Origin of the sequence: Campylobacter sp. JMF_04 NA10 (genome assembly GCF_027737655.1) — a bacterium.
In the GTDB taxonomy this organism is placed as follows: domain Bacteria; phylum Campylobacterota; class Campylobacteria; order Campylobacterales; family Campylobacteraceae; genus Campylobacter_B.
Genome location: NZ_JAOVTZ010000001.1, coordinates 183,042 through 202,760, shown reverse-complemented (window position 1 = coordinate 202,760; position 19,719 = coordinate 183,042). Strand labels below are relative to the sequence as shown.

At 33.1% G+C, this 19,719-nt stretch carries 21 protein-coding genes; 6 read left to right on the top strand and 15 right to left on the bottom strand.

The features are described 5' to 3' along the window. Nucleotides 1–97: 97 nt before the first annotated feature. The 13 genes from OFO12_RS01070 to tagD all read right to left on the bottom strand — a co-directional run bounded on the left by OFO12_RS01070 (nucleotide 98) and on the right by tagD (nucleotide 12,713). Nucleotides 98–1,138 carry an acyltransferase gene (locus tag OFO12_RS01070; RefSeq protein ID WP_270869159.1) on the bottom strand — a complete coding sequence of 347 codons (1,041 nt, stop codon included), beginning with the start codon at nucleotides 1,136–1,138 and terminating at the stop codon, nucleotides 98–100. Then, nucleotides 1,135–1,914 (bottom strand): glycosyltransferase family 2 protein, encoded by a 780-nt coding sequence (locus OFO12_RS01065; RefSeq protein WP_270869158.1) that lies wholly within the window; start codon nucleotides 1,912–1,914, stop codon nucleotides 1,135–1,137. Before OFO12_RS01065 ends, OFO12_RS01070 begins: the two co-directional genes overlap by 4 nt. A gap of 9 nt (nucleotides 1,915–1,923) precedes the next feature. Continuing rightward, a complete protein-coding gene (gene glf / locus OFO12_RS01060) occupies nucleotides 1,924–3,045 on the bottom strand; it encodes a UDP-galactopyranose mutase (protein ID WP_270869157.1) in 1,122 nt (373 codons plus the stop codon). Nucleotides 3,046–3,092: 47 nt separating this feature from the next. After that, nucleotides 3,093–3,617, bottom strand: a complete 525-nt coding sequence (locus OFO12_RS01055; RefSeq protein ID WP_270869156.1) for a hypothetical protein — start codon at nucleotides 3,615–3,617, stop codon at nucleotides 3,093–3,095. 3 nt (nucleotides 3,618–3,620) lie between these two features. After that, nucleotides 3,621–4,694, bottom strand: coding sequence for an AAA family ATPase (locus tag OFO12_RS01050; protein WP_270869155.1), 1,074 nt, complete (start codon nucleotides 4,692–4,694; stop codon nucleotides 3,621–3,623). A 157-nt stretch (nucleotides 4,695–4,851) separates the two neighbouring features. Next, entirely contained in the window at nucleotides 4,852–5,949 is a 1,098-nt protein-coding gene (locus tag OFO12_RS01045; protein ID WP_270869154.1) for a glycosyltransferase, read from the bottom strand. Further along, on the bottom strand, nucleotides 5,942–7,141 hold the full coding sequence (locus tag OFO12_RS01040) for a hypothetical protein (protein WP_270869153.1): 1,200 nt from the start codon (nucleotides 7,139–7,141) through the stop codon (nucleotides 5,942–5,944). Before OFO12_RS01040 ends, OFO12_RS01045 begins: the two co-directional genes overlap by 8 nt. Next, nucleotides 7,141–8,109, bottom strand: coding sequence for a glycosyltransferase family 2 protein (locus OFO12_RS01035; RefSeq protein ID WP_270869152.1), 969 nt, complete (start codon nucleotides 8,107–8,109; stop codon nucleotides 7,141–7,143). Before OFO12_RS01035 ends, OFO12_RS01040 begins: the two co-directional genes overlap by 1 nt. After that, entirely contained in the window at nucleotides 8,090–8,716 is a 627-nt protein-coding gene (locus OFO12_RS01030; RefSeq protein WP_270869151.1) for a hypothetical protein, read from the bottom strand. The genes OFO12_RS01035 and OFO12_RS01030 overlap by 20 nt, the downstream gene beginning before the upstream one ends. After that, the gene (locus OFO12_RS01025; protein WP_270869150.1) at nucleotides 8,694–9,920 is read right to left on the bottom strand and encodes a CDP-glycerol glycerophosphotransferase family protein; all 1,227 of its coding nucleotides are present in this window, start codon (nucleotides 9,918–9,920) and stop codon (nucleotides 8,694–8,696) included. Before OFO12_RS01025 ends, OFO12_RS01030 begins: the two co-directional genes overlap by 23 nt. 1 nt (nucleotide 9,921) lies before the next feature. Continuing rightward, the gene (locus OFO12_RS01020; RefSeq protein ID WP_270869149.1) at nucleotides 9,922–11,181 is read right to left on the bottom strand and encodes an oligosaccharide flippase family protein; all 1,260 of its coding nucleotides are present in this window, start codon (nucleotides 11,179–11,181) and stop codon (nucleotides 9,922–9,924) included. A gap of 3 nt (nucleotides 11,182–11,184) precedes the next feature. After that, nucleotides 11,185–12,303 carry a Wzz/FepE/Etk N-terminal domain-containing protein gene (locus OFO12_RS01015; RefSeq protein WP_270869148.1) on the bottom strand — a complete coding sequence of 373 codons (1,119 nt, stop codon included), beginning with the start codon at nucleotides 12,301–12,303 and terminating at the stop codon, nucleotides 11,185–11,187. Then, on the bottom strand, nucleotides 12,300–12,713 hold the full coding sequence (tagD, locus tag OFO12_RS01010; RefSeq protein WP_270869147.1) for a glycerol-3-phosphate cytidylyltransferase: 414 nt from the start codon (nucleotides 12,711–12,713) through the stop codon (nucleotides 12,300–12,302). The genes OFO12_RS01015 and tagD overlap by 4 nt, the downstream gene beginning before the upstream one ends. 164 nt (nucleotides 12,714–12,877) lie before the next feature. Here tagD and OFO12_RS01005 point away from each other — a divergent pair, with 164 nt between their 5' ends. From OFO12_RS01005 to OFO12_RS00995, 3 genes are all read left to right on the top strand, one after another. Further along, entirely contained in the window at nucleotides 12,878–14,206 is a 1,329-nt protein-coding gene (locus OFO12_RS01005) for a sugar transferase (RefSeq protein WP_270869146.1), read from the top strand. A 79-nt stretch (nucleotides 14,207–14,285) separates the two neighbouring features. Continuing rightward, nucleotides 14,286–14,552, top strand: coding sequence for an ACT domain-containing protein (locus OFO12_RS01000; protein ID WP_270858301.1), 267 nt, complete (start codon nucleotides 14,286–14,288; stop codon nucleotides 14,550–14,552). A gap of 9 nt (nucleotides 14,553–14,561) precedes the next feature. Next, on the top strand, nucleotides 14,562–15,899 hold the full coding sequence (locus OFO12_RS00995) for a PFL family protein (protein ID WP_270869145.1): 1,338 nt from the start codon (nucleotides 14,562–14,564) through the stop codon (nucleotides 15,897–15,899). Between the two features lie 247 nt (nucleotides 15,900–16,146). Here the strand turns inward: OFO12_RS00995 and uvrB are convergent, their stop codons facing one another. Next, the gene (uvrB, locus tag OFO12_RS00990; RefSeq protein WP_270869144.1) at nucleotides 16,147–18,123 is read right to left on the bottom strand and encodes an excinuclease ABC subunit UvrB; all 1,977 of its coding nucleotides are present in this window, start codon (nucleotides 18,121–18,123) and stop codon (nucleotides 16,147–16,149) included. Between the two features lie 72 nt (nucleotides 18,124–18,195). Here uvrB and OFO12_RS00985 point away from each other — a divergent pair, with 72 nt between their 5' ends. Genes OFO12_RS00985 through OFO12_RS00975 form a run of 3 tightly spaced genes read left to right on the top strand, consistent with a single transcriptional unit; the run spans nucleotide 18,196 to nucleotide 19,159 of the window. Then, nucleotides 18,196–18,453, top strand: coding sequence for a hypothetical protein (locus OFO12_RS00985; RefSeq protein ID WP_270858296.1), 258 nt, complete (start codon nucleotides 18,196–18,198; stop codon nucleotides 18,451–18,453). Between the two features lie 2 nt (nucleotides 18,454–18,455). Further along, nucleotides 18,456–18,695, top strand: coding sequence for a hypothetical protein (locus OFO12_RS00980; RefSeq protein WP_270866722.1), 240 nt, complete (start codon nucleotides 18,456–18,458; stop codon nucleotides 18,693–18,695). Beyond that, nucleotides 18,692–19,159 carry a hypothetical protein gene (locus OFO12_RS00975; RefSeq protein ID WP_270869143.1) on the top strand — a complete coding sequence of 156 codons (468 nt, stop codon included), beginning with the start codon at nucleotides 18,692–18,694 and terminating at the stop codon, nucleotides 19,157–19,159. Before OFO12_RS00980 ends, OFO12_RS00975 begins: the two co-directional genes overlap by 4 nt. 9 nt (nucleotides 19,160–19,168) lie before the next feature. On the opposite strand, the gene OFO12_RS00970 is transcribed toward OFO12_RS00975, so the two are convergent. Continuing rightward, a complete protein-coding gene (locus OFO12_RS00970; protein WP_270869142.1) occupies nucleotides 19,169–19,705 on the bottom strand; it encodes a phosphatidylglycerophosphatase A family protein in 537 nt (178 codons plus the stop codon). Nucleotides 19,706–19,719: the final 14 nt, after the last annotated feature.

Genomic DNA, 19,719 nt, shown 5'->3' with positions numbered 1-19,719 from the left:
CATTTTCAATTTCATTAAAAATTTATAGAAATTTTATTAATACACTCGATAATTTGTTTAAGTATCTATTTAATCATCTTGCCTAAAATACCAAAATTTAAGCCACTACTCTTCTTATGAAAGGTATTTGTTTTAGCAAATACACTATCGCTAATGAAATAATATAGGTTGTTATTATCCCTATCGTGCGCCATTGCAATGAATATCTGTCAATACCAAAAATAGATGCTTCATAATGCACAATTATCATGTGGCATAAATATACTCCATAGCTGCAATTTGCAATATTTGCTAGTATTTTAGTTATTCTTGCGTTATTTTGCAACTTTTCTAAATTCATATTTTTAACAAAGAGAAAAATTGCAGAAGTCAAGAAAAACACATGAAACTGAAAATATCCCCAAGTTATTGTTATTACTTTCCCTGCTTCCTTTGATTGAAAATATGTAAAAGAATATCTATAAATAATTGCAAATATAGCCAAAGCATAAATAATATATCTTAGTTTTTTACTTATATTTGATACAGCAAGAAGATAGCCAAGTATTGCATATATAACTACCCCCCCCATTTGTAATGAAAATGAATTATTCCAATTGATACCAATCAATTTTAATAAATTTGGAATCAAAGCGTTAAAAATAAAAAATATTCCAACCGCATACCATAAAATAGATTGATATTTGGCATCGGTAGTCAAGTGTGTTAAAATAGGTATAGTCAAATAAAGACCCAATATCCACCAAATAAAATAATATATCGGCATTTCTTTATTTATAAAGACCATATTGATAAATTCGACAATACTGACATTTTCTAACGAGATAGCTTTGAGTATAAAAATTCTCCAAATAAATGCTATGCATATCCAAAATATAGCAGGATATAATACTTTTGTAAAACGCTTTTTGAAAAAGGTCTTTGTGTCATATTTTGAAATATATCCTAACAAATTTGCACCGCTAATCATTAAAAATAATGGAACCGCAAAGAAAAATACAGTTTCAACGACTAAGCTTTGAGCCCAAGAATTTTCTGTGTGATATTTATGGACTATTCCATTACAGTGAAGCGCTATAACCGATATCATTGCGATTATATTTAAAACATCAAGATACAAAATTCTTTTACTTGTCATTTTATCACCCTCCCTAAAACACCAAAAAATTTAAATAACCCACTGCAACCCCAATAAATGGTATTATAAACGCTTCTAAAAAATCCTAGTTTTAGGTAGTTTCTGTAAAAATTGTATTGTGCTTTTATAAGTTTTGCTTTTTTGCCAGTTACGGAATTTACCAAAACCCTATAACTTGCCAAAACCTTTTGATTTCCATAAGCAACTTTTTCAAATTGCATAATATCGAGCCAATACGCATAATCATCTCTAATGCTTTTTAGCTCTTCTTTTAAATAAACTTTTCCGAATTTCTTGCTATCGTAAAGCCCTGTTAAGCAGCCTATATAACACATTCTTTGCATATCTTTTAGTGTTGATTTTTCTCTTGCGATTAATGGTCTTAGGATTTCATTTGAATTTTCATCTATGCGTCTGTATGAGCCATAGACCAAAACTACATTTTTTTCCTTCATAAATTTAAGTTGTTCTTCTAAAAAATTATTATCCCATAAATCATCGGCATCCAAAAGTGCTATATATCTACCTTCGGCATTTCGTATGCCATTATTTCTAGCGTTTGCTGAACCGCCATTTGGCTGTTTGATTAGCTTAATCCTATTATCTTTTTGTGCAAATTCTTCGATAATATCGACCGAATTATCCTTTGAACCATCATCGACTATTATCATCTCCCACTCTTTGTATGTTTGAGCCAAGACCGATTTTATCGTTTCACCTATATATTTGCTTCCGTTATAGCATGGAGTAATTATAGAAACTAAATTTTCTTGCATTTTTTACCTTTACAAAATCTCATCAGCTACTTTTAGAGCAGCCATTATCGTATCGTCCATATCGAAGTATCTATACATACCAAGTCTGCCACCGAAAATCACTTTGTTTTGGGTATCGGCTAGGGCTTTGTATTTTTGATACAACTCGCTATTTTTAGTGTCATTTACAGCATAATATGGCTCATCGCCCCTGCTCCATGTTTTTGGATATTCGCGCGTGATGATTGTTTTTGGCTGGACGCCAAATTCAAAATGCTTGTGCTCGATAATGCGTGTAAATGGCGTTTTATCGTCAGTATAATTAATAACTGCGTTGCCTTGATAGTTTTTGCACTCCAAAACTTCGCTTTCAAATTTCAGGCTTCTATATTCTAATTCACCGAATTTATAATCAAAAAATTCGTCTATCATGCCTGTAAATACAACTTTATCAGCCAAATTTAATAGGCTATCTTTTTCGTCAAAAAAGTCGGTATTTAATCTAATTTCAGCTCCTTCAAACATTTTTTCGACCATTTTTGTATAACCGCCTATCGGAATGCCCTGATAGCGGTCATTGAAGTAGTTGTTATCAAAAGTAAATCGCACAGGAAGGCGTTTGATGATAGAAGTCGGTAGCTCGGTGCATTTTCGCCCCCATTGCTTTTGTGTGTAGCCTTTTATCAAAATTTCGTAAATGTCCTTGCCGATGAGCGAAATGGCTTGTTCTTCTAAATTTTTTGGCTCATTTCCATTTAAAGCCATCTTCATTGCTTTTGCTTGGGCTTCTATGCGGTTTTTGGCGTCATCTGGCGTGATAACATCGCTCCAAATTTGATGAAAAGTATTCATATTAAATGGCAGATTATAAAGTTTGCCATTAAAATTCGCAATCGGCGAATTTATGTAGTTGTTAAATTCTGCAAATTCCTGCACGAAATTCCAAATTTCTTTTTCGCCCGTGTGAAAAATGTGAGCGCCATATTTATGGACATTTATGCCGTGAGTTTCTTCTGTGTAGATATTTCCTGCGATATGATTTCGCTTATCTATGACAAGGCATTTTTTGCCTTTTTTAACCGCTTTGCTAACTATGGTTGCATTAAAAAGCCCTGCACCGACGAATAGAAAGTCATATTTAATTTCAGCCATTTTTTAAACCTTTGAATTTAAAATTTTTGTGTTTTAAAATTAACATATCAAATTCCTAAAAATTTACAGATACCAACTTCTTTCATCTTTTTAAGCTCGTTAATATTTCGCTGTAAATGTTCGTTGCTCCAATTATCTGTTTTATTGTTTTTTAAATCGTTAAATAAAATTTGACCTATTTCTTCGAAACTAGCATTAAAGAATTTTTTGAGATTTTCAGATTCTTTAAATTCTATGCCCATAACAAAAATATTTTCTTGCTTTACTCTATCTTGCAATAAATTTTTAACTTGATTTATAACAGTAGTTTTTTGGCAAATTGGATATTCACTATCATAATTTGTCATTTTATTATCATAATCGATTAAAATCAAAATAAAACTATATTCGTTTAATCTAGGCAAATCTACATTGCGTCCAATTTTTTCTTTTAGCTTTCCGATATATCCATTAAATGGCTTTAAACACCGAATTTGAGCACATTCATTTTCAAAACATTGCACCATATCTTTATATGCATTATCTTCAGGAAAAATATATAAATGTTCTTTTTTTCTATTCAAGCCACTCATAAATTAGTCCAAATCATACTCTTCCGACAATACTATATCGTTTGGAATTTGCGCTACTTGAGTCGGAGATAAATGAGTAGAGCGTTTAAGCCAAAAAGAATTTTCTCTCGAAAATCTGTTAATAGCTGTATCATTATGAGAACTGATGAGAATTTGAGCCTTTGTCTTTTTAAAATTCGTAATTAAACCAGAAATCATATTATACATCTCATTTCTGCTAACATAATTATTTGGTTCATCCCAAATATATAGTGCATTTGGAAATTTTGCAATCGAAGCAATTAATACCGCATAAGTGAAATAAATTTTTTCACCAGAAGATAGTTTATCTAATCTAATTGCAAGATTTTTTTCTGTATCGCTAAATTGTATCCAACACTCTTTCGTGGGTTCTCCATTAAATCTTATCATCCCAAAGTCCGCAAATACATTTTCCAAAGCTTCTTTTATATTATTATAAGTTTCTGGCATATCTACATAAAGTTGTCTAGCCCAACTTGCTATATTACTACAATCTCGTTTTAATAATTTACTCTCTTCACTAACTTTATATTCGAAAAACTCAGGAGATGGAAATATAATAATCATATTACTTAGCCATTGTCTAAATTTATCTATATATTTATCATCTCCATACTCATCTGTTACAATAAGCGGCAAACAAGCCCAATGCCAATCTATAATAAACTCAGCCTTATGATTGCTTTCTTTTGTTGTTTGACCTTCTTTTCTTGATACTAATTTCTTATCATCAAGTCTTATATATTCTTCTAAAATTCTTGCTCTATCGAATTTTGTGAAGTCTATTATTATACGATATTCCATTTCTTTGCTATCTATATCGGTAATAATCGAAAATTCAACTGGCTCTTTTGTATTACGACAATCTATTTTTTTAATTATGTTATCTAATAGTACCTCGCCATTTGCGATTTCTCTAAAAATTGACAAGACATCAAAAATTGAGCTTTTACCCGTGCCATTTTTACCGATTAATATGGCTGAATTCTTATTTGTTAAATCTAATGTGAAATTTTGAAAACATCTGAAATTTTGTATATATAGTTTTTTTAGCATTGATTACCTTTCAAAATTTTAACCTCTATGAAAATTAGAATTATCTCATAAAATTATAAAAATTTATTTAAATTCTCATTTATTATAAATGCTTTTTTAGCATAGTTTCTTAAAAGTTCAACTCCGATAAAGCATAATGTCATAGTGTTCGGTAATTTTATTTCCTTAAATTAAATAATTCTAAATATTTGTTTTCTAATTTTTTTGTTTCTTTTTTGATTTCGTATCCATATTTTTCAAAAATTTCTATACTCATATCATCTCTTTTATATTCTAAATTTTTATAAATTTCATTTTCCCAAGTATTTTTATCGTAATTGTTTAAAAGTATTAGTTTGTCATTAATACTGCAAATTTTTGGAACAGCTTGACTTGGAGCAAAACATTTTAAACCATTAGCCTGTGCTTCTACTAATACAACTGGTAATCCCTCATAATGTGATGTTAATAAAAAAACATCAAAACAATTTAAAATTTCATTGATATTTGGCGTATTTCCAAGCAAAATAACCGATTTTTCTATTTTTTTATCTCTTATTATATTTTCAATCTTATTTCTTAGAATACCGTCACCGCATATTATCAAAAACGCGTTACTATTTTTTTTATAAAATTCTTCAAAAACTTCTAAACAAAAATCATAATTTTTGATTTCTTGAAAACCAGCCACTATACCAAATACGATTTTGTTTTCAACATTAAATTTTTTTCTATATAAATTGCGTTTTTCTATATCAAATTTGAATTTATTATATTCTATTGAATTATTTATAATTGTAATATTTTTATTTTTACCAAATAAAAATTCACCAGCGTTTTGCGAACAAGCCCACAAATCGGTAGCTATAAAATTAAAAAATAATCTAGCAAATTTAACAATTAAAATCTTTATTTTAGATTTTATATAACTACTGTGACTGTGTGCTATTCTTATTTTAATACCACAAAATTTTGCTATTAACAGTGGTATTAGACTCACAATAAATTCATGCGAATGTATTATATCTGGCTTTTCTTTTTGTATAATTTTGTAAATAGATTTCATATATGCAAAAATATGTGTGTATTTTTTTATAATATAAAATTTCCCACCCAAATTTTCTATTTCTTCTTTATAGTTTTCATTTTTTTTATTTAAATCGCTAACAAATACAAACTCAAATTTACTTTTATCTATATTTCTATAATAATTCATTAAAAAAGAAGCAACTCCGCTTCCCTTATTCATTCTGCCTATTTGCATAATTTTAATCATATGGATTACCTTTTTTAAATTTTAAATTATTTAGTGAAAGCAATAAAATCATCATCAAAATAATTTTATTGGTAAAAAATACTTCTCCTTTAATTTCTAAAATGAGCATGTAAAAAATAATTATTAAATTGAATACTTTGGAATCCCGAGTATTATTGCTTCTGAAAATAAAAATTTGAGATGACAATATAAAAAAGCAATAAAAAATACCGCCATAGTATATTTCTCTTAAATAGCCAGAATCAGTGTGCATGTAATAACTTCCGTCACTATTTGTATATAAACCATCGCCAAATAATATAAGTTTTTCATCTAAATCAACATCAAAGTAACTAAATAATACCGATAAAGATCTGCCTGTCTGCGAATCTGCGTCGAGATCAAAACTAGCATTATAAATTTTACTCCATAATTCAGGCATAAAAACATATGTAGCAAATGCAAAAAATATAGTTAAAAATATAATTTTATACAATTGCTTGTCCATAAAAAATTTTTTTTTGCATAAGAACATATACAACAAAGCTAATATAAAGCCAATAAACACTGTTCTGCCAACAAAAAAAATGCTAATCGATAACAACATCAGTAATAAGCCAGAAAATCTTTTTGTTTTTATATATAGCTTAAAATACAACAAAATTGCCAAGCCATAGCCACATGATAATCCAAAAAACATTTCAGTAGATAGCGATAAACCGCGCAATCCTTCATAGTATTCCGGATTTGCTTGCTCCATGGCATTATCGGCTTGAAAAATTTGTATAAAATTTAAAACATTTTGATTTGCATAAGCCATCATTATAATAATGGACTGCATAAGAAATATAAATACAATATAAGTCTCAATTAAATTTTCTCTATCAAAATAATTATAAAATACAACAAAAAACAGTATTGTTGTGATTAAAGATATATTTAGACCAAAAAATTTATTAAAATAGGTAAAATCGTATTGAGAATGTATGATAGTAGGTAAAATGGAAACAAAATGCACAAAAAATATAACCAACAATAGCTTAACTGTAAAAGTATTGGATATAACTTTCTTAAAATTTTTTATGCATATGTTTATATTTAGTATAAATAGAAAAATTAAAAATAGTAATGCCAATACTGTGCTGTTGTATAAAACCGGCAATCTAAAAGCAAAAATCATACAAAATAGGACAGTAACTATTAATATTTTCACTATACCCTGCCTTGTATATTTTTTAGTATTGCATATATATTTATATTGAAAAAGTTAAAAGTAAAAACAATTTTTTTCAACAAATTTAATCCAGAATTATTCCAAATATATTTTAGCTTATTTGCTTTTGGACAAATATCTTTAATGTACTTTTTATACTCTCCTCCACTTACGGCGATAGCTCTATACAGCAATCCCATATAGTGATATTCTAAAAATTTTTCACAAATATCATTTTTCGTAAAGAATTCCAAAATTTCTAAATTAAAGGCTTTAAGTTCTTTTATCTTTTTTTCTGAAATTGTATTATAGGTTATAGACTTTTCATTTATTTTACTATAATGCACAAATGCTCTATCAAAATACACTATTTTGCCATGGCAGTAATAAAACATTTGTATGTGAAGAAAAAAATCTTCTGCATTAGAAAAAGTTGGAAATTTTATTTTTTCATATACTTTTTTTTTGCAAAATTTAGACCATATACTTACATATTTATTTTTTAGAACAAAACAATCTTTCAAATAAGTTTCATAATTATCAAAAGTTAGATTTTGCTTTACATAAATTTGTTTATTTGAATAATTTTCATAAAAATCACACACTACAATATCAGCATCATATTCTTTCGCTTTTTTATATAAAGAACTTACCATATCAAGTTCAACCCAATCGTCGCTATCGATATGTAAAATATATTCGCCAGTCGCACTTTCAAAGCCTGTTTTCCTAGCCTGACCTAAACCTTCGTTTTGTGGTTTGTTTATGATTTTTATACCATCTTTTCTATTTGGATATTTTTCTATTACGCTTTGTAAAACTTGCATACTATTATCAGGTGTGCAATCATTTACAAAAATATACTCAATACTGTCGAAATCTTGCTCAAATAGTGTTGTAGCGCATTTAACGATATATTTTTCGACATTATAAATTGGAACTATTATACTAACTGCGTAATTTTTCATAAAAACTCCTATGTTTTTGAGCTAATATTTTACAAGTAATTAAATTAGAAAATATAAACAAAGAAACAGAATATGCGCTAAATAATGAAAAGCCTATGATAATGGTTGGAGTCAGTATATATACTACATATCCATTGCTTTTTTTGTATAAAATAAAAAAATATATTATTAGTAACACGGAATTTACAATCCCAAATTCTAACAAGAAAGTAATAAAAATATTATGAGCGAATATATCTGCATAAAATTCAAAATTTCCTAAACCAATACCAAAAACTTTTTTATAAATAGGCATATTTGCATAAATATCTAATGCGTTATTTATTATTATAAATTTATAATTTAAACTTCCGTCAAAATCTACAAAAGAATATCCATTTTGAAATATAATAATAAAAAATGATATAGCAAATATAAATATTGAAATGCATATAAAAAAATTTATTTTGAAAAACTTTTTATTTATAATAAAAATAAACGAGATAAAAAACAAAAACAATGCCAAAATGTAGGCCAGATTAATCGGCAAAGCATTTATGCTAAAAAATGTAATAAATAAGATTAAAAAGAGCAATGTCGAATAGTTAATTTTTATTTGTTGTTTCATATTTTTCTATCCATGACAGTAATTGACTACAAGATTTCCCATTGTTAATAAAACCGTATTTTTTTTTAAAGTTTTCAATTTGAGAAATATATACATTTTCTTGAAAGTTTTCAATATTCTTTAACATCTCGCTATTGTTTTCAGCCAAATCAAATGGCAATTCATTAATATTTATATAAAAATCTCTGTCGTTTTTGGTGTAATCTTGTAAATCTGTACAAAATAAAAACACGGGACGATTTAAAAGAAAATAGTCAAAAACTATGCTTGAATAATCACTTATTACAATCTCGCTAGCACAAAGTAATTCTTGGCTATCCATATAAAAACTTGCATTGATTACATTTTTTGGAATATCTAAATTATTCATATAACGCACTAAATTTGGGTGGAGCCTAACCATTATAACCCAATCACCACCAAATTTTTTTTCAATAGCTTTTTGTAAATAAACATAGTCTAATAGGTATGGATCTAAGCTATTTGTTTTTCTAAAAGTTGGAGCATACAGTAAAATTTTTGTATTTTCATCTATACCATAAAAATCGTAAATTTTCTTTTTTGCATTTTTTATTTTTGCTTTATCAAAAAATATATCTGTTCTTGGGGTTCCAAATTCTGCTACTTCTCCATCATACCAAAAACTATTTTGGAAAATTTTGGTTTTAAATTTGCAACCACTTAAAATCAAATCGATATTCGCTGAATCTAATTTAGCTTTTTTTATGTAGCTTTCTGGCAAACTAGTTGCATCTTTTTCTATCATTTTAAGAGCAAAAAGTCCGTGCCAAGTTTGAATGTAAATTTGTTCTTTTTTCTTTCTTGGATAAAATACTTTTCTAATATTATCTATCCAAATTTTAGCACTCGCTAATTCTTTAAGTGCGCTAAACGATATATAATTAACAATTCTAATATTTTTTGGAAACAAAGATTTATCTATATTCTTATTTTTGTCTATCAACCACACTAACTCATAATTTAATTTATTTTCTATAATATACTCGGCTATATATTTTGGATTATCACCGTATCCAGAACCATCGAAATTTGAGAAAACGATTTTGTTGTTTTTCACCTTTTTCTGTGGAAGTAAATTAAAAATTTTTGGTAATAAATTCATAAGTAATCTTCGTTTCAACCTTGAAAATAAAGTTCCGTCTTTAAAATATTTTATAAATTTATTCATTTGCATCTTATTCATTTTAATTTTTCTCAATAAAAATATATTTTTTTATAGAAATTATTCTATACCCAAACACAACCATTTCCGTCACCAAAACCATAAAAGTTACAGAGTATAGAGTAATTTTACCAAAAATAGCTAAAATTACCAAACCTATTACATGTATAATCGAACCATAAATCACGCTCAAATTTGCGTATTTAGCATATCCAAGAGCTCCTAAAAACGGATAACCAAGCAAAATGCTAGGCACGACAAATATGGCTACTATCAAAAATATATTAAATACTTTTATAGATTCTGCTCCAATTTTGTTTGTAAATAGCAAATTAAAAATTTCGGTCCCTATGAAATATAAAATACAAATTCCGATTATGTTAAAAATAGTGGCAAATTTAAAAATTTTTTTAAATAACGCTATGTTTCTTTCCTTTGCAATGTATGGATATAACACTTGTGTTAATGGATAATAAAAAGCTTGTAATGCTTTGTATAGTTGCTCGGCAACAGCATAATACCCCACAATCGTATTTGTCGTAAAAATACCCAAAACAAAAGCATTTGCGGAAGTATATAAACTAACTGAAAGTCTCGATAAAAAGAAAGAAAAACTCTCTTTAAAATATCCCCAAAGAGTTGCAAAATTTTGAAATTTAAAATTTTGCCCAAAATCTATGTGAATTATTTTTAAAGCGATTAACGAGCCGATAATTAACCCAAGTCCATTAAATAACGGCACTAAGAGATAATCACTATTTTGTTTAACAAAAACAAAAATACAAATCGTAAAAAGTAGTTGAGCCGTAACTTTTACGATTGTGATATACTTCATTTTTTCGATACCTTGAAAGTACCACACAGGAAACAGCGCCTGCCCTACAATCCATAAAAATGATAAATAATAAACGCTTTTATCGCCTGAAAATTTTGGCACAAAAAACACCAAAATAGTTAAAATAGCTAAAAACAGAAAAATCAAAGCTATTTTTATACTCATTACTGAGCTGTAAATTTCAGTTAGTTTTTCTTTGCTTTCACGGTTTATAGAAATATCTCTTGTTGCGGAAAGATTAAACCCCCAATCCACAAAAATATTTAAAAATACTATAAAAGATTGAGCAAACATAACCAAGCCATAAGTTTCTATATTTAGCACTCTTACCAAATATGGCAGAGTTAATAGTGGCAACACATAGCTAAAAATTTGAAGCACTGTTAGCGAAGCAAAATTTCCAATAAGCCTTTTTTTGTGGCTTTGATTTATAGCTTGATTACTCATAATTTACGCTAAATTCGCCTTTTTCCTAGCCTTGATTTCGCTTTTTAGCAAAACCCAAAACACACCCAAAACGCCACCTAGAAATGTAGCAATCGCTACGATTAAAAGTTTTTTAGGTTTTACGGGAGCTTTGTTTGTTACGATTAAATCGTCTTTTATGACAACATTACTTAGATTTAGCGGACTTTGAGTGGCTTTTAGCATCTCTATGTTGTTTTTAAATTCAGTAATTTTTGAGTTAAGATCGCTTGATTTGGCGACTAGTTCATTTTTTTCACTTTGGGCTATCGCTATTTTTACAAATTCATCATCATGCAAATCATACTCAATTTGGCGTTTGGTAGTGATAGTAGTGGCGTATTGTTCTCTTAAATCTGCAAGTCGTTCTTTTAGAGTGATTAGCGAATTATTGCCAACAGAACCAGTTTTTAACTCTTCCTCTGCGTTTTTTATCTCATTTTCTAAATTTGGAATTACGATTTCTACTAAATTTTTATAATCTTCTTGTCGTTTAGGGATTACGACACTTTTGAGATTTGCGATTTCTTTGTCTTTATTTGGTAATAAAACAGTTTCGTATTGTTTGATTTGATCTGTCAAATTTGCGATGTCGTTTTCTACTTTGGCGATATTATTTTTTATATTTTGTCGTTGCAACTCGATTTCACTTTTGTAAATATCTTGTTCTTCCTTCACTATTTTGTTTATCAAAGCGATAGCTTCGTCGTTGCTTTTACCCATAACTTCGATGTCAAAAAAGTCGTTTAGGTTGTTTTTTGTGCCACTTATTTTAGCTGAGATTACTTTTTCTACAAATGCACTCTCTTTTGGCTGACCTTTAAGAGCGTCGATATATTTGCTTTGAATTTTATTTATTATCATATCGGCTTCAACTAAAAGCTCTTTTTTATTTTCTTCTAAATTTTTGTAGTAAGGTACTGAAATTCTAGCCTTTGCGCTATACCACGGCGTGGCGATTATGGTGTATAAAACGCCCAAAGCAAAAAACGCTAATACAAACATAGCAATGCTAAATTTACCTTTCCAAATTTTGCCTAGTAACTCGAAAATATCGATTTCATCGTTTTGCGAATTCGCAGAATTCATTAAATTTTCGCTCATTTTGTTTCCTTGTCTTTTAAGTCTTTTTTTATCTGTGTTGTCGAAATCTCCGGCGTTCGTTTTAGATAGACCACTTCGCAGCCTTCGTCTTTTAAAAAGTCAAATTTGCCTTCCCAGTCATCGCCGATGACGAAAGTATCGACATGGTATAAATGCACATCTTCCTTTTTTTGCTCCCATGAATTTTCTGGGATCACAAGATCCACATAGCGAATCGCTTCAAGCAAATGTTTGCGTTTTTCGTATGAAAAATAGCATTTTTTTTGCTTTGAATTCCAGTTAAACTCATCGGTAGAAAGTGCCACGATAAGGTAATCGCCAAGTGCTTTTGCACGACGAAGCAAATTTATATGCCCGTAATGAAGCATATCAAATGTGCCATAAGTTATAACGCGTTTTACAGTCTTCAAAATTTTTATCCTCAAACTCAAAATTTTGCCCTAAAATGGGCTTTGAATTTCGTTTTTTCTTTTCGAAAATTTAATCATTTCAAAATCTTAAAAATTTTGATTTTATCAAAATTAAACTAAAATTTGGCTATAATGTCGCAAATTTATTTTTGGAAAATTTAATTATGAAAAAATTTTATGCTATGGCTATACTTTTAGCGGCTGATGTTTTGTGTATTTTGATATCATTTTTCATAGCTGTGAGCGTGAGAAATCTCATAGAATTTGATTTTGTGGGCAATACACCACAGCATTATACCACCTATCTTGGCTCATTTTTTATATATGTTTTGATTATCGGCACATTAGCGTATCGCAAAATTTACACCAAACGCTATGATTTTTGGCATGAAAGTTATATTGTGTTTTCATCGTGTATGTTTGCGCTGGTGATGATTTTTTTCTTGCTTGCGATTAACAAAAATGTCTCGCACTCGCGATTTGTGATATTTTTGGCGTTTGGATTGTGCGCGGTTTTGATACCGATGTGCAAATTTTTTCTTAAAAAATACCTTTACCGTGTGGGAATTTGGCAAAAAAACGCTAGGGTTATCAATGGCGATAAAGAATTCCGCCGCGAAATCTTTAAAAACCACTATTTGGGCTATAAATTTACCCGTGGCGATGACTACGAGACCGTTTTTATCGCAAATAAAAATTTAAAGAGTATTGACGAGCTAAACAGGTTGGTCGAAGAAAATGTCATCAAAAACCGCGAGGTGATTTTCACTCCTGCTCTGCAAGGATATGATTTCGCTGGTGGGGAAATTTTCAGCCTTTTTAACTCTCGCACGAATTTATTTATGCTGGAAAATTCGCTGTTAAAACCGATGAATTATTTTATGAAGGGTTTGGTTGATTATATTGTCGTGCTTTTGGCTTTACCATTTTTGGTTGTGGCTTTTTTTGTGATTTTTGTTTTAATGAAAATCGAAGAACCAAAGGGAAAAATTTTATTTTCGCAACCACGAGCAGGCAGAAATAACAGACCTTTTAATTGCTTTAAATTTCGCTCTATGAAAGAAAACGGCGATGAAATTTTACGAGATTATTTGCAAAAAAACCCAGATGAAGTCGAATTTTTCGATAAATACCATAAATACAAAAACGATCCACGCATTACAAAAATCGGAAATTTCATGCGTAAAACTTCGCTTGATGAGCTTCCGCAACTCATAAATGTCCTAAAAGGTGATATGAGTATCGTAGGCCCTCGCCCGTTTGTGGTCGGAGAGCGAGAAAACGGCGGAATAAGCCAAGCTGATATGAAAATTTTACTCCATGTAAAACCCGGCGTCACGGGACTAGCACAGGTTATGGGTAGAGGCGATACTGATTTTAAAATTAGAGCAAAAATGGACATTTGGTATGTCAAAAACTGGACACTTTATGTCGATTTTGTAATTATTTTAAAAACTATAAAAGCAGTTTTATTCCGTGAGGGCGCAAGCTAAAATTTGGAATTTCAAAATTCCAAATTTCCCCCAAATTTGATATAATCCCCTTTAAATTTCACATTTTACAAGGACGCACATGAAAGCAATCGTAACAGTAGTCGGCAAGGACAAGGTCGGCATCGTAGCTGGCGTAGCCACCAAGCTAGCCGCACTTGGGCTTAATATCGACGATATCACGCAAACCGTTTTGGACGAGTTTTTCACAATGATGGCTGTGGTCAGCAGCGATGATAAAAAGGACTTCACGGCCCTTCGCAGCGAGCTTGAAGAGTTTGGCGCTAGCCTAAATGTCAAAATCAATATCCAAAGTTCGGCGATTTTTGACGCCATGCACAATATCTAAGGCGCGAAAATGAATATCAAGCAAGTAACCGAAACAATTTCTATGATAGAAGAGCAAAATTTCGATATCCGCACCATTACAATGGGCATTTCGCTTCTTGATTGTATCGACGCAAACCCCGAAAAAGCCTGCGAGAAAATTTACGCTAAAATCACAAAAAAAGCCAAAAATTTAGTCGCTGTTGGCGATGAAATTTCAGCCGAGCTTGGTATCCCAATCGTCAATAAACGCATCTGCGTAACGCCGATTTCGCTCATCGGTGCGGCCACGGATTTAGATGATTACACGATTTTTGCGCGCACGCTAGACGAGGCCGCGCACGCTGTGGGTGTGAATTTCATCGGCGGATTTAGCGCACTTGTGCAAAAAGGCTACCAAAAGGGCGATGAAATCCTAATCCGCTCAATCCCGCGCGCCCTAGCTGGAACCGAGCGCGTCTGCGCTAGTGTAAATGTAGGCTCGACCAAAACCGGCATAAACATGTCCGCTGTGCGCGATATGGGCGAAATCATCAAACAAACCGCGAATTTAAGCAAATTTGGCTGCGCTAAGCTCGTAGTTTTCGCAAACGCCGTCGAGGACAATCCCTTTATGGCGGGCGCATTTCACGGAGTAGGCGAGGCTGATGTGGTTATAAATGTCGGCGTATCGGGTCCTGGCGTGGTCAAACGCGCCTTAGAAAAGGTGCGCGGAGAGAGCTTTGATATACTCGCTGAAACCGTCAAAAAAACCGCCTTTAAAATCACCCGCATAGGCCAGCTTGTGGGCTCAATGGCTAGCGAGAGGCTGGGCGTGAAATTTGGCATTGTGGATTTATCGCTCGCGCCGACGCCTGCTGTGGGGGATTCTGTGGCGAGAGTGCTCGAAGAAATGGGCTTGGAGCGTGTGGGCGCGCACGGCACGACGGCTGCGCTTGCGCTTTTAAACGACGCGGTCAAAAAAGGTGGCGTCATGGCGTGCAACCAAGTAGGAGGCCTGTCTGGGGCGTTTATACCGGTCTCTGAGGACGAGGGCATGATAGAGGCGGTCAAGGCTGGTGCGCTAAATTTGGAAAAATTAGAGGCGATGACGGCGATTTGCTCCGTGGGGCTCGATATGATTGCAATTCCGTCCGATACGCCCGCAGCTACGATTTCAGCGATGATAGCCGATGAGGCCGCAATCGGCGTGATAAACCAAAAAACCACCGCCGTGCGCATTATCCCGCTAGGCCAAAAGGGCGATATGATCGAGTTTGGCGGATTGCTAGGCTCTGCGCCAGTGATGAGTGTAAATTCGGCTTCATCTGCTGAATTTATCGCCAGAGGTGGGCAAATACCTGCGCCGATTCATAGTTTTAGGAATTAAAATTTTAAATTTTAGTTTTGGCTTAAATTTGCAAATTCTCGCAGTGGCGTAAAATTTGCCATTGTGAGAATTTTGTGTTAGCAAAATTTGAGGCAATTAACGACTTTAAAATTTTCGACCTTCAAAATTGAGTTAAATTGCATTTGGGGCTTGCGAATTTTGCTCGCAAGCCCTTTTTTATTTGCGCTAAAATTTGGGTAAATTCGCGTGAAATTTATGCAAAATTTGTGCTAAATTTAGCCCAAATTTAGAGTTTTTTCATTTTCGCTATTTCATCACGCAATGCAGCGGCTTTTTCGAATTCCAGCGCAGCAGCGGCTTCTAGCATTTGCTTTCTTAGCTCTTTTATGATTTTGGCTCTCTCGGCGGCTGGCATTTTTTCTAGTTTTTTCGCTTTGGTTAAAATTTCAGCCCCATCATCAATTTTTAGGCTTTCTTCTATGTTGCGACTTGCCGAGTGTGGCGTTATGCCGTGAGTGCGGTTGTATTCATCTTGGAATTTGCGTCTAGCCGTGGTTATGTCGATAGCACTTTGCATTGAGCGGGTGATTTTTTTGCAAAACATCACAACTTGCCCGTTTATATTTCTAGCAGCCCGTCCCATAGTCTGAATAAGGCTAGTTTCCGAGCGCAAAAATCCCTCTTTATCGGCATCAAAAATCGCAATCAAACTAACTTCCGGCAAATCCAAGCCCTCACGCAATAAATTTATACCGATTAGCATATCAAATTCGCCTGATCTTAGCCCTCTGATTAGCTCATTTCGCTCTATCGCGTCGATGTCTGAGTGCATATATTTGACCTTGATACCGAGTTCAAGGTAGTATTTGCTAAGCTCTTCTGCCATTTTTTTTGTTAGCACGGTTACCAAAATTCGCTCGTTCCTAGCGATAACCTTTTTTGCCATATCGTGCAGGATTTCGACTTGATTGTCGCTATCTTTTATGAGAATTTCGGGGTCTAAAAGCCCTGTCGGACGCAAAATTTGCTCCACAACCTTTCCGCCGCTTAAATTCACTTCGTATTCATTTGGCGTGGCTGAAACGAATAAAAATTTGCCCTTTTTGCTGATAAATTCATCAAACATCAAAGGGCGGTTATCAAGCGCACTAGGCAGACGAAAGCCGTATTCTACGAGCGTTTCTTTGCGACTTCGATCGCCTGCGAACATACCGCGAAACTGCGGCAAGCTCACATGGCTTTCATCGACGATGATTAGGTAGTCTTGCCCCTTGCTCTCGTAGTAATCAAACAGCGAATACGGCGTTTCTCCGGCGTTTTGCCCTGTTAAGTAGCGCGCGTAGTTTTCGATTCCTTTGCAAATGCCTGTTGCACTCATCATTTCAAGGTCAAATTCGACCCGCTGTTTTAGACGCTGGGCTTCGACGAGCCTGTTTTCATTTTCAAAAAATTTTAATCTCTCACCAAGCTCTTCTTCAATGCCTTTAATCGCCGTTTTTAGGCGGTTTTCGCCGACGATAAACTGACTTGTAGGATAAAGAATAAATTTAGCCACGCTTTTTGTTTTTTTATTTTCCAAAACATCGAAATGATACATCGCTTCAAGCTCGTCGCCAAAAAATTCTAGTCTTATGGCTTCGTCGTTAAAATACGCCGGATAAATATCAATCGTATCGCCGTTAGCGCGGAAATCGCCACGATCAAAAAAATTGTCGTTGCGTTTATATCCCATATCGACGAGTTTGCGAAGTAAAAATTTGCTAGAAAAACTCTGACCAAGCTCCAAATGAAGCACCATGCCTTTGTATTCTGACGGGTCGCCCAAACCATAGTTTGCCGAAACCGAAGCTATCGTAATGACATCGTCAAAACTAAGCAAACTAGCCGTGGCTGAAAGGCGAAGGCGCTCTAACTCGTCATTTATGGAGCTATCTTTTTCGATAAAAAGGTCTTGGCGTGGAATGTAGGCTTCTGGTTGATAATAATCATAATAGCTGATAAAATACTCGACATGATTTTGCGGAAAAAAGCCCTTAAATTCGCTATAAAGTTGTGCTGCAAGGGATTTGTTGTGTGTCATTATGAGAGTTGGAATTTGCAAATTTGCGATGATATTTGCCATAGTAAAGGTTTTTCCGCTTCCGGTAACTCCGAGTAGTGTTTGATATTTTTCACCATTTTTTATGCCTTGCACGATTTTATCTATCGCGTTTTTTTGATCGTCGCTAGGCGTAAATTTTGATGATATTTTAAAATTTTGCAAATTTTTCCTTTATTTTAAAGCTAAATTTGGTTAGAATAAAAACTTTGAATTATATCTAAAAAAAGGACAAATATGGAATCAATCTTTGACGAAGAAAAAAAAGTCGAGAGTTTGGGTCAAAAGGTCGAGGAGCTTATCAGAAGATACAGCGAGGCTAGGGAAGAAAACGCGAGATTGCGCGCAGAGCTAGTTAGTATCAAGGCGCAAAATGAGGCGATTAGTATGCAGCTTGGCACGCTAGAAGAGGACGCCGAGTATCGCAAACTAAGTGACGAGGAGCTTAGCAAAAAACTAGATGAAATTTTTGCAAAAGATGAATTTGACAACTAAAAATGAGAGAAATTTCAGTTAAATTTACAAGCAAATCTTTGAGTAAAGAGTATTCTATCAGCCTAGAAGATGAGTTTGCGCTCAGTTTCGAGCGGGACTGGCGCGAGATCGCAAGAGATGGTTTGCATGTAGATGTGGGCGAGCTTTTGAAGGCATATATTCAAAAGAGTTATGAAAATTATATGTTTTCTAGCAAAATAGAGGCTATTTCAAAAAACATCGATGAAGGAGTGAAAAGATGAGTAAAGGCGGAGCAGGCGGTAGCGGACTAGGTAGTCTGATTTTAATCATAGTTGTGATTTTTTTCGGCGTTAAGGTTGTGTGGCCGAAAATCACTGGACTAACAGATGGACCGATAGCTGCGGCAGCGGTTAGTGATTTAGATCGTACATTTAAGGATATGCGATCTGATTATCAAGCACAAGGTAGATTGAGATTGCTTAGCAATATGACTAGCGTGCGTCAATTTAGTGACGATATGTTGAATTCGACAGTTGAATTAAACAAACCAATACCATTTGGAGTTGGTGTAAAATCAAAAAAGAGTATGGTATTTTGCGCTGATATTACGGTTCATGACGGTGGTGTTAGAGGGTATTATTTGACCCTAACTCCTACAAATAGGAAAAATGAGCGTTGTAAAAAATTCCATGCATTGCAAACATTTAAAAAATTACAAAATATGAACTATCCTATTGGAAAATAAGAGGCTGATTTAAAAAATCAGCCCTCCAAGTCCAAATTTAATCATCAACGAAAAAATAATCAAAACCCCAAGCCCAGCGAAAAATCCAGCCAAAATATCATCGCTCATCACGCCCAGACCGCCCTTGATATCGCGATCGGCGCGCCCTATGATAGATGGCTTCCATATATCAAAAACCCTAAATAGCACAAGGGATAAAATCATCGCAAGCCACGAAAGCCCGCTAGCTTCAAAGCCAGAAATAATTTGCGCAAAATCTATCCCATACACCTCGCCTACGCTAGCACCGATGCTCATAGCGATCCACACGCCCACGACCTCGTCGATTACGATTTCGCTATTATCGTGCGAACTGACCTGTTTTTCGTATTCGTCAATGATTTTTAGCGAGATTACAAAAACCAGAGCAGCGCACAAAAACAGCGTCGTTCCCCCTGCAAGTGCCAAAATCACAAGCCCCACAATCCAGCCTGCCAAGCTCCCCCAAGTCCCAGGCGCAGGTCGCAAAAGCCCACTTCCAAAAAATGTAACAAATAACTTATTCAAATTTTCTCCTTTTA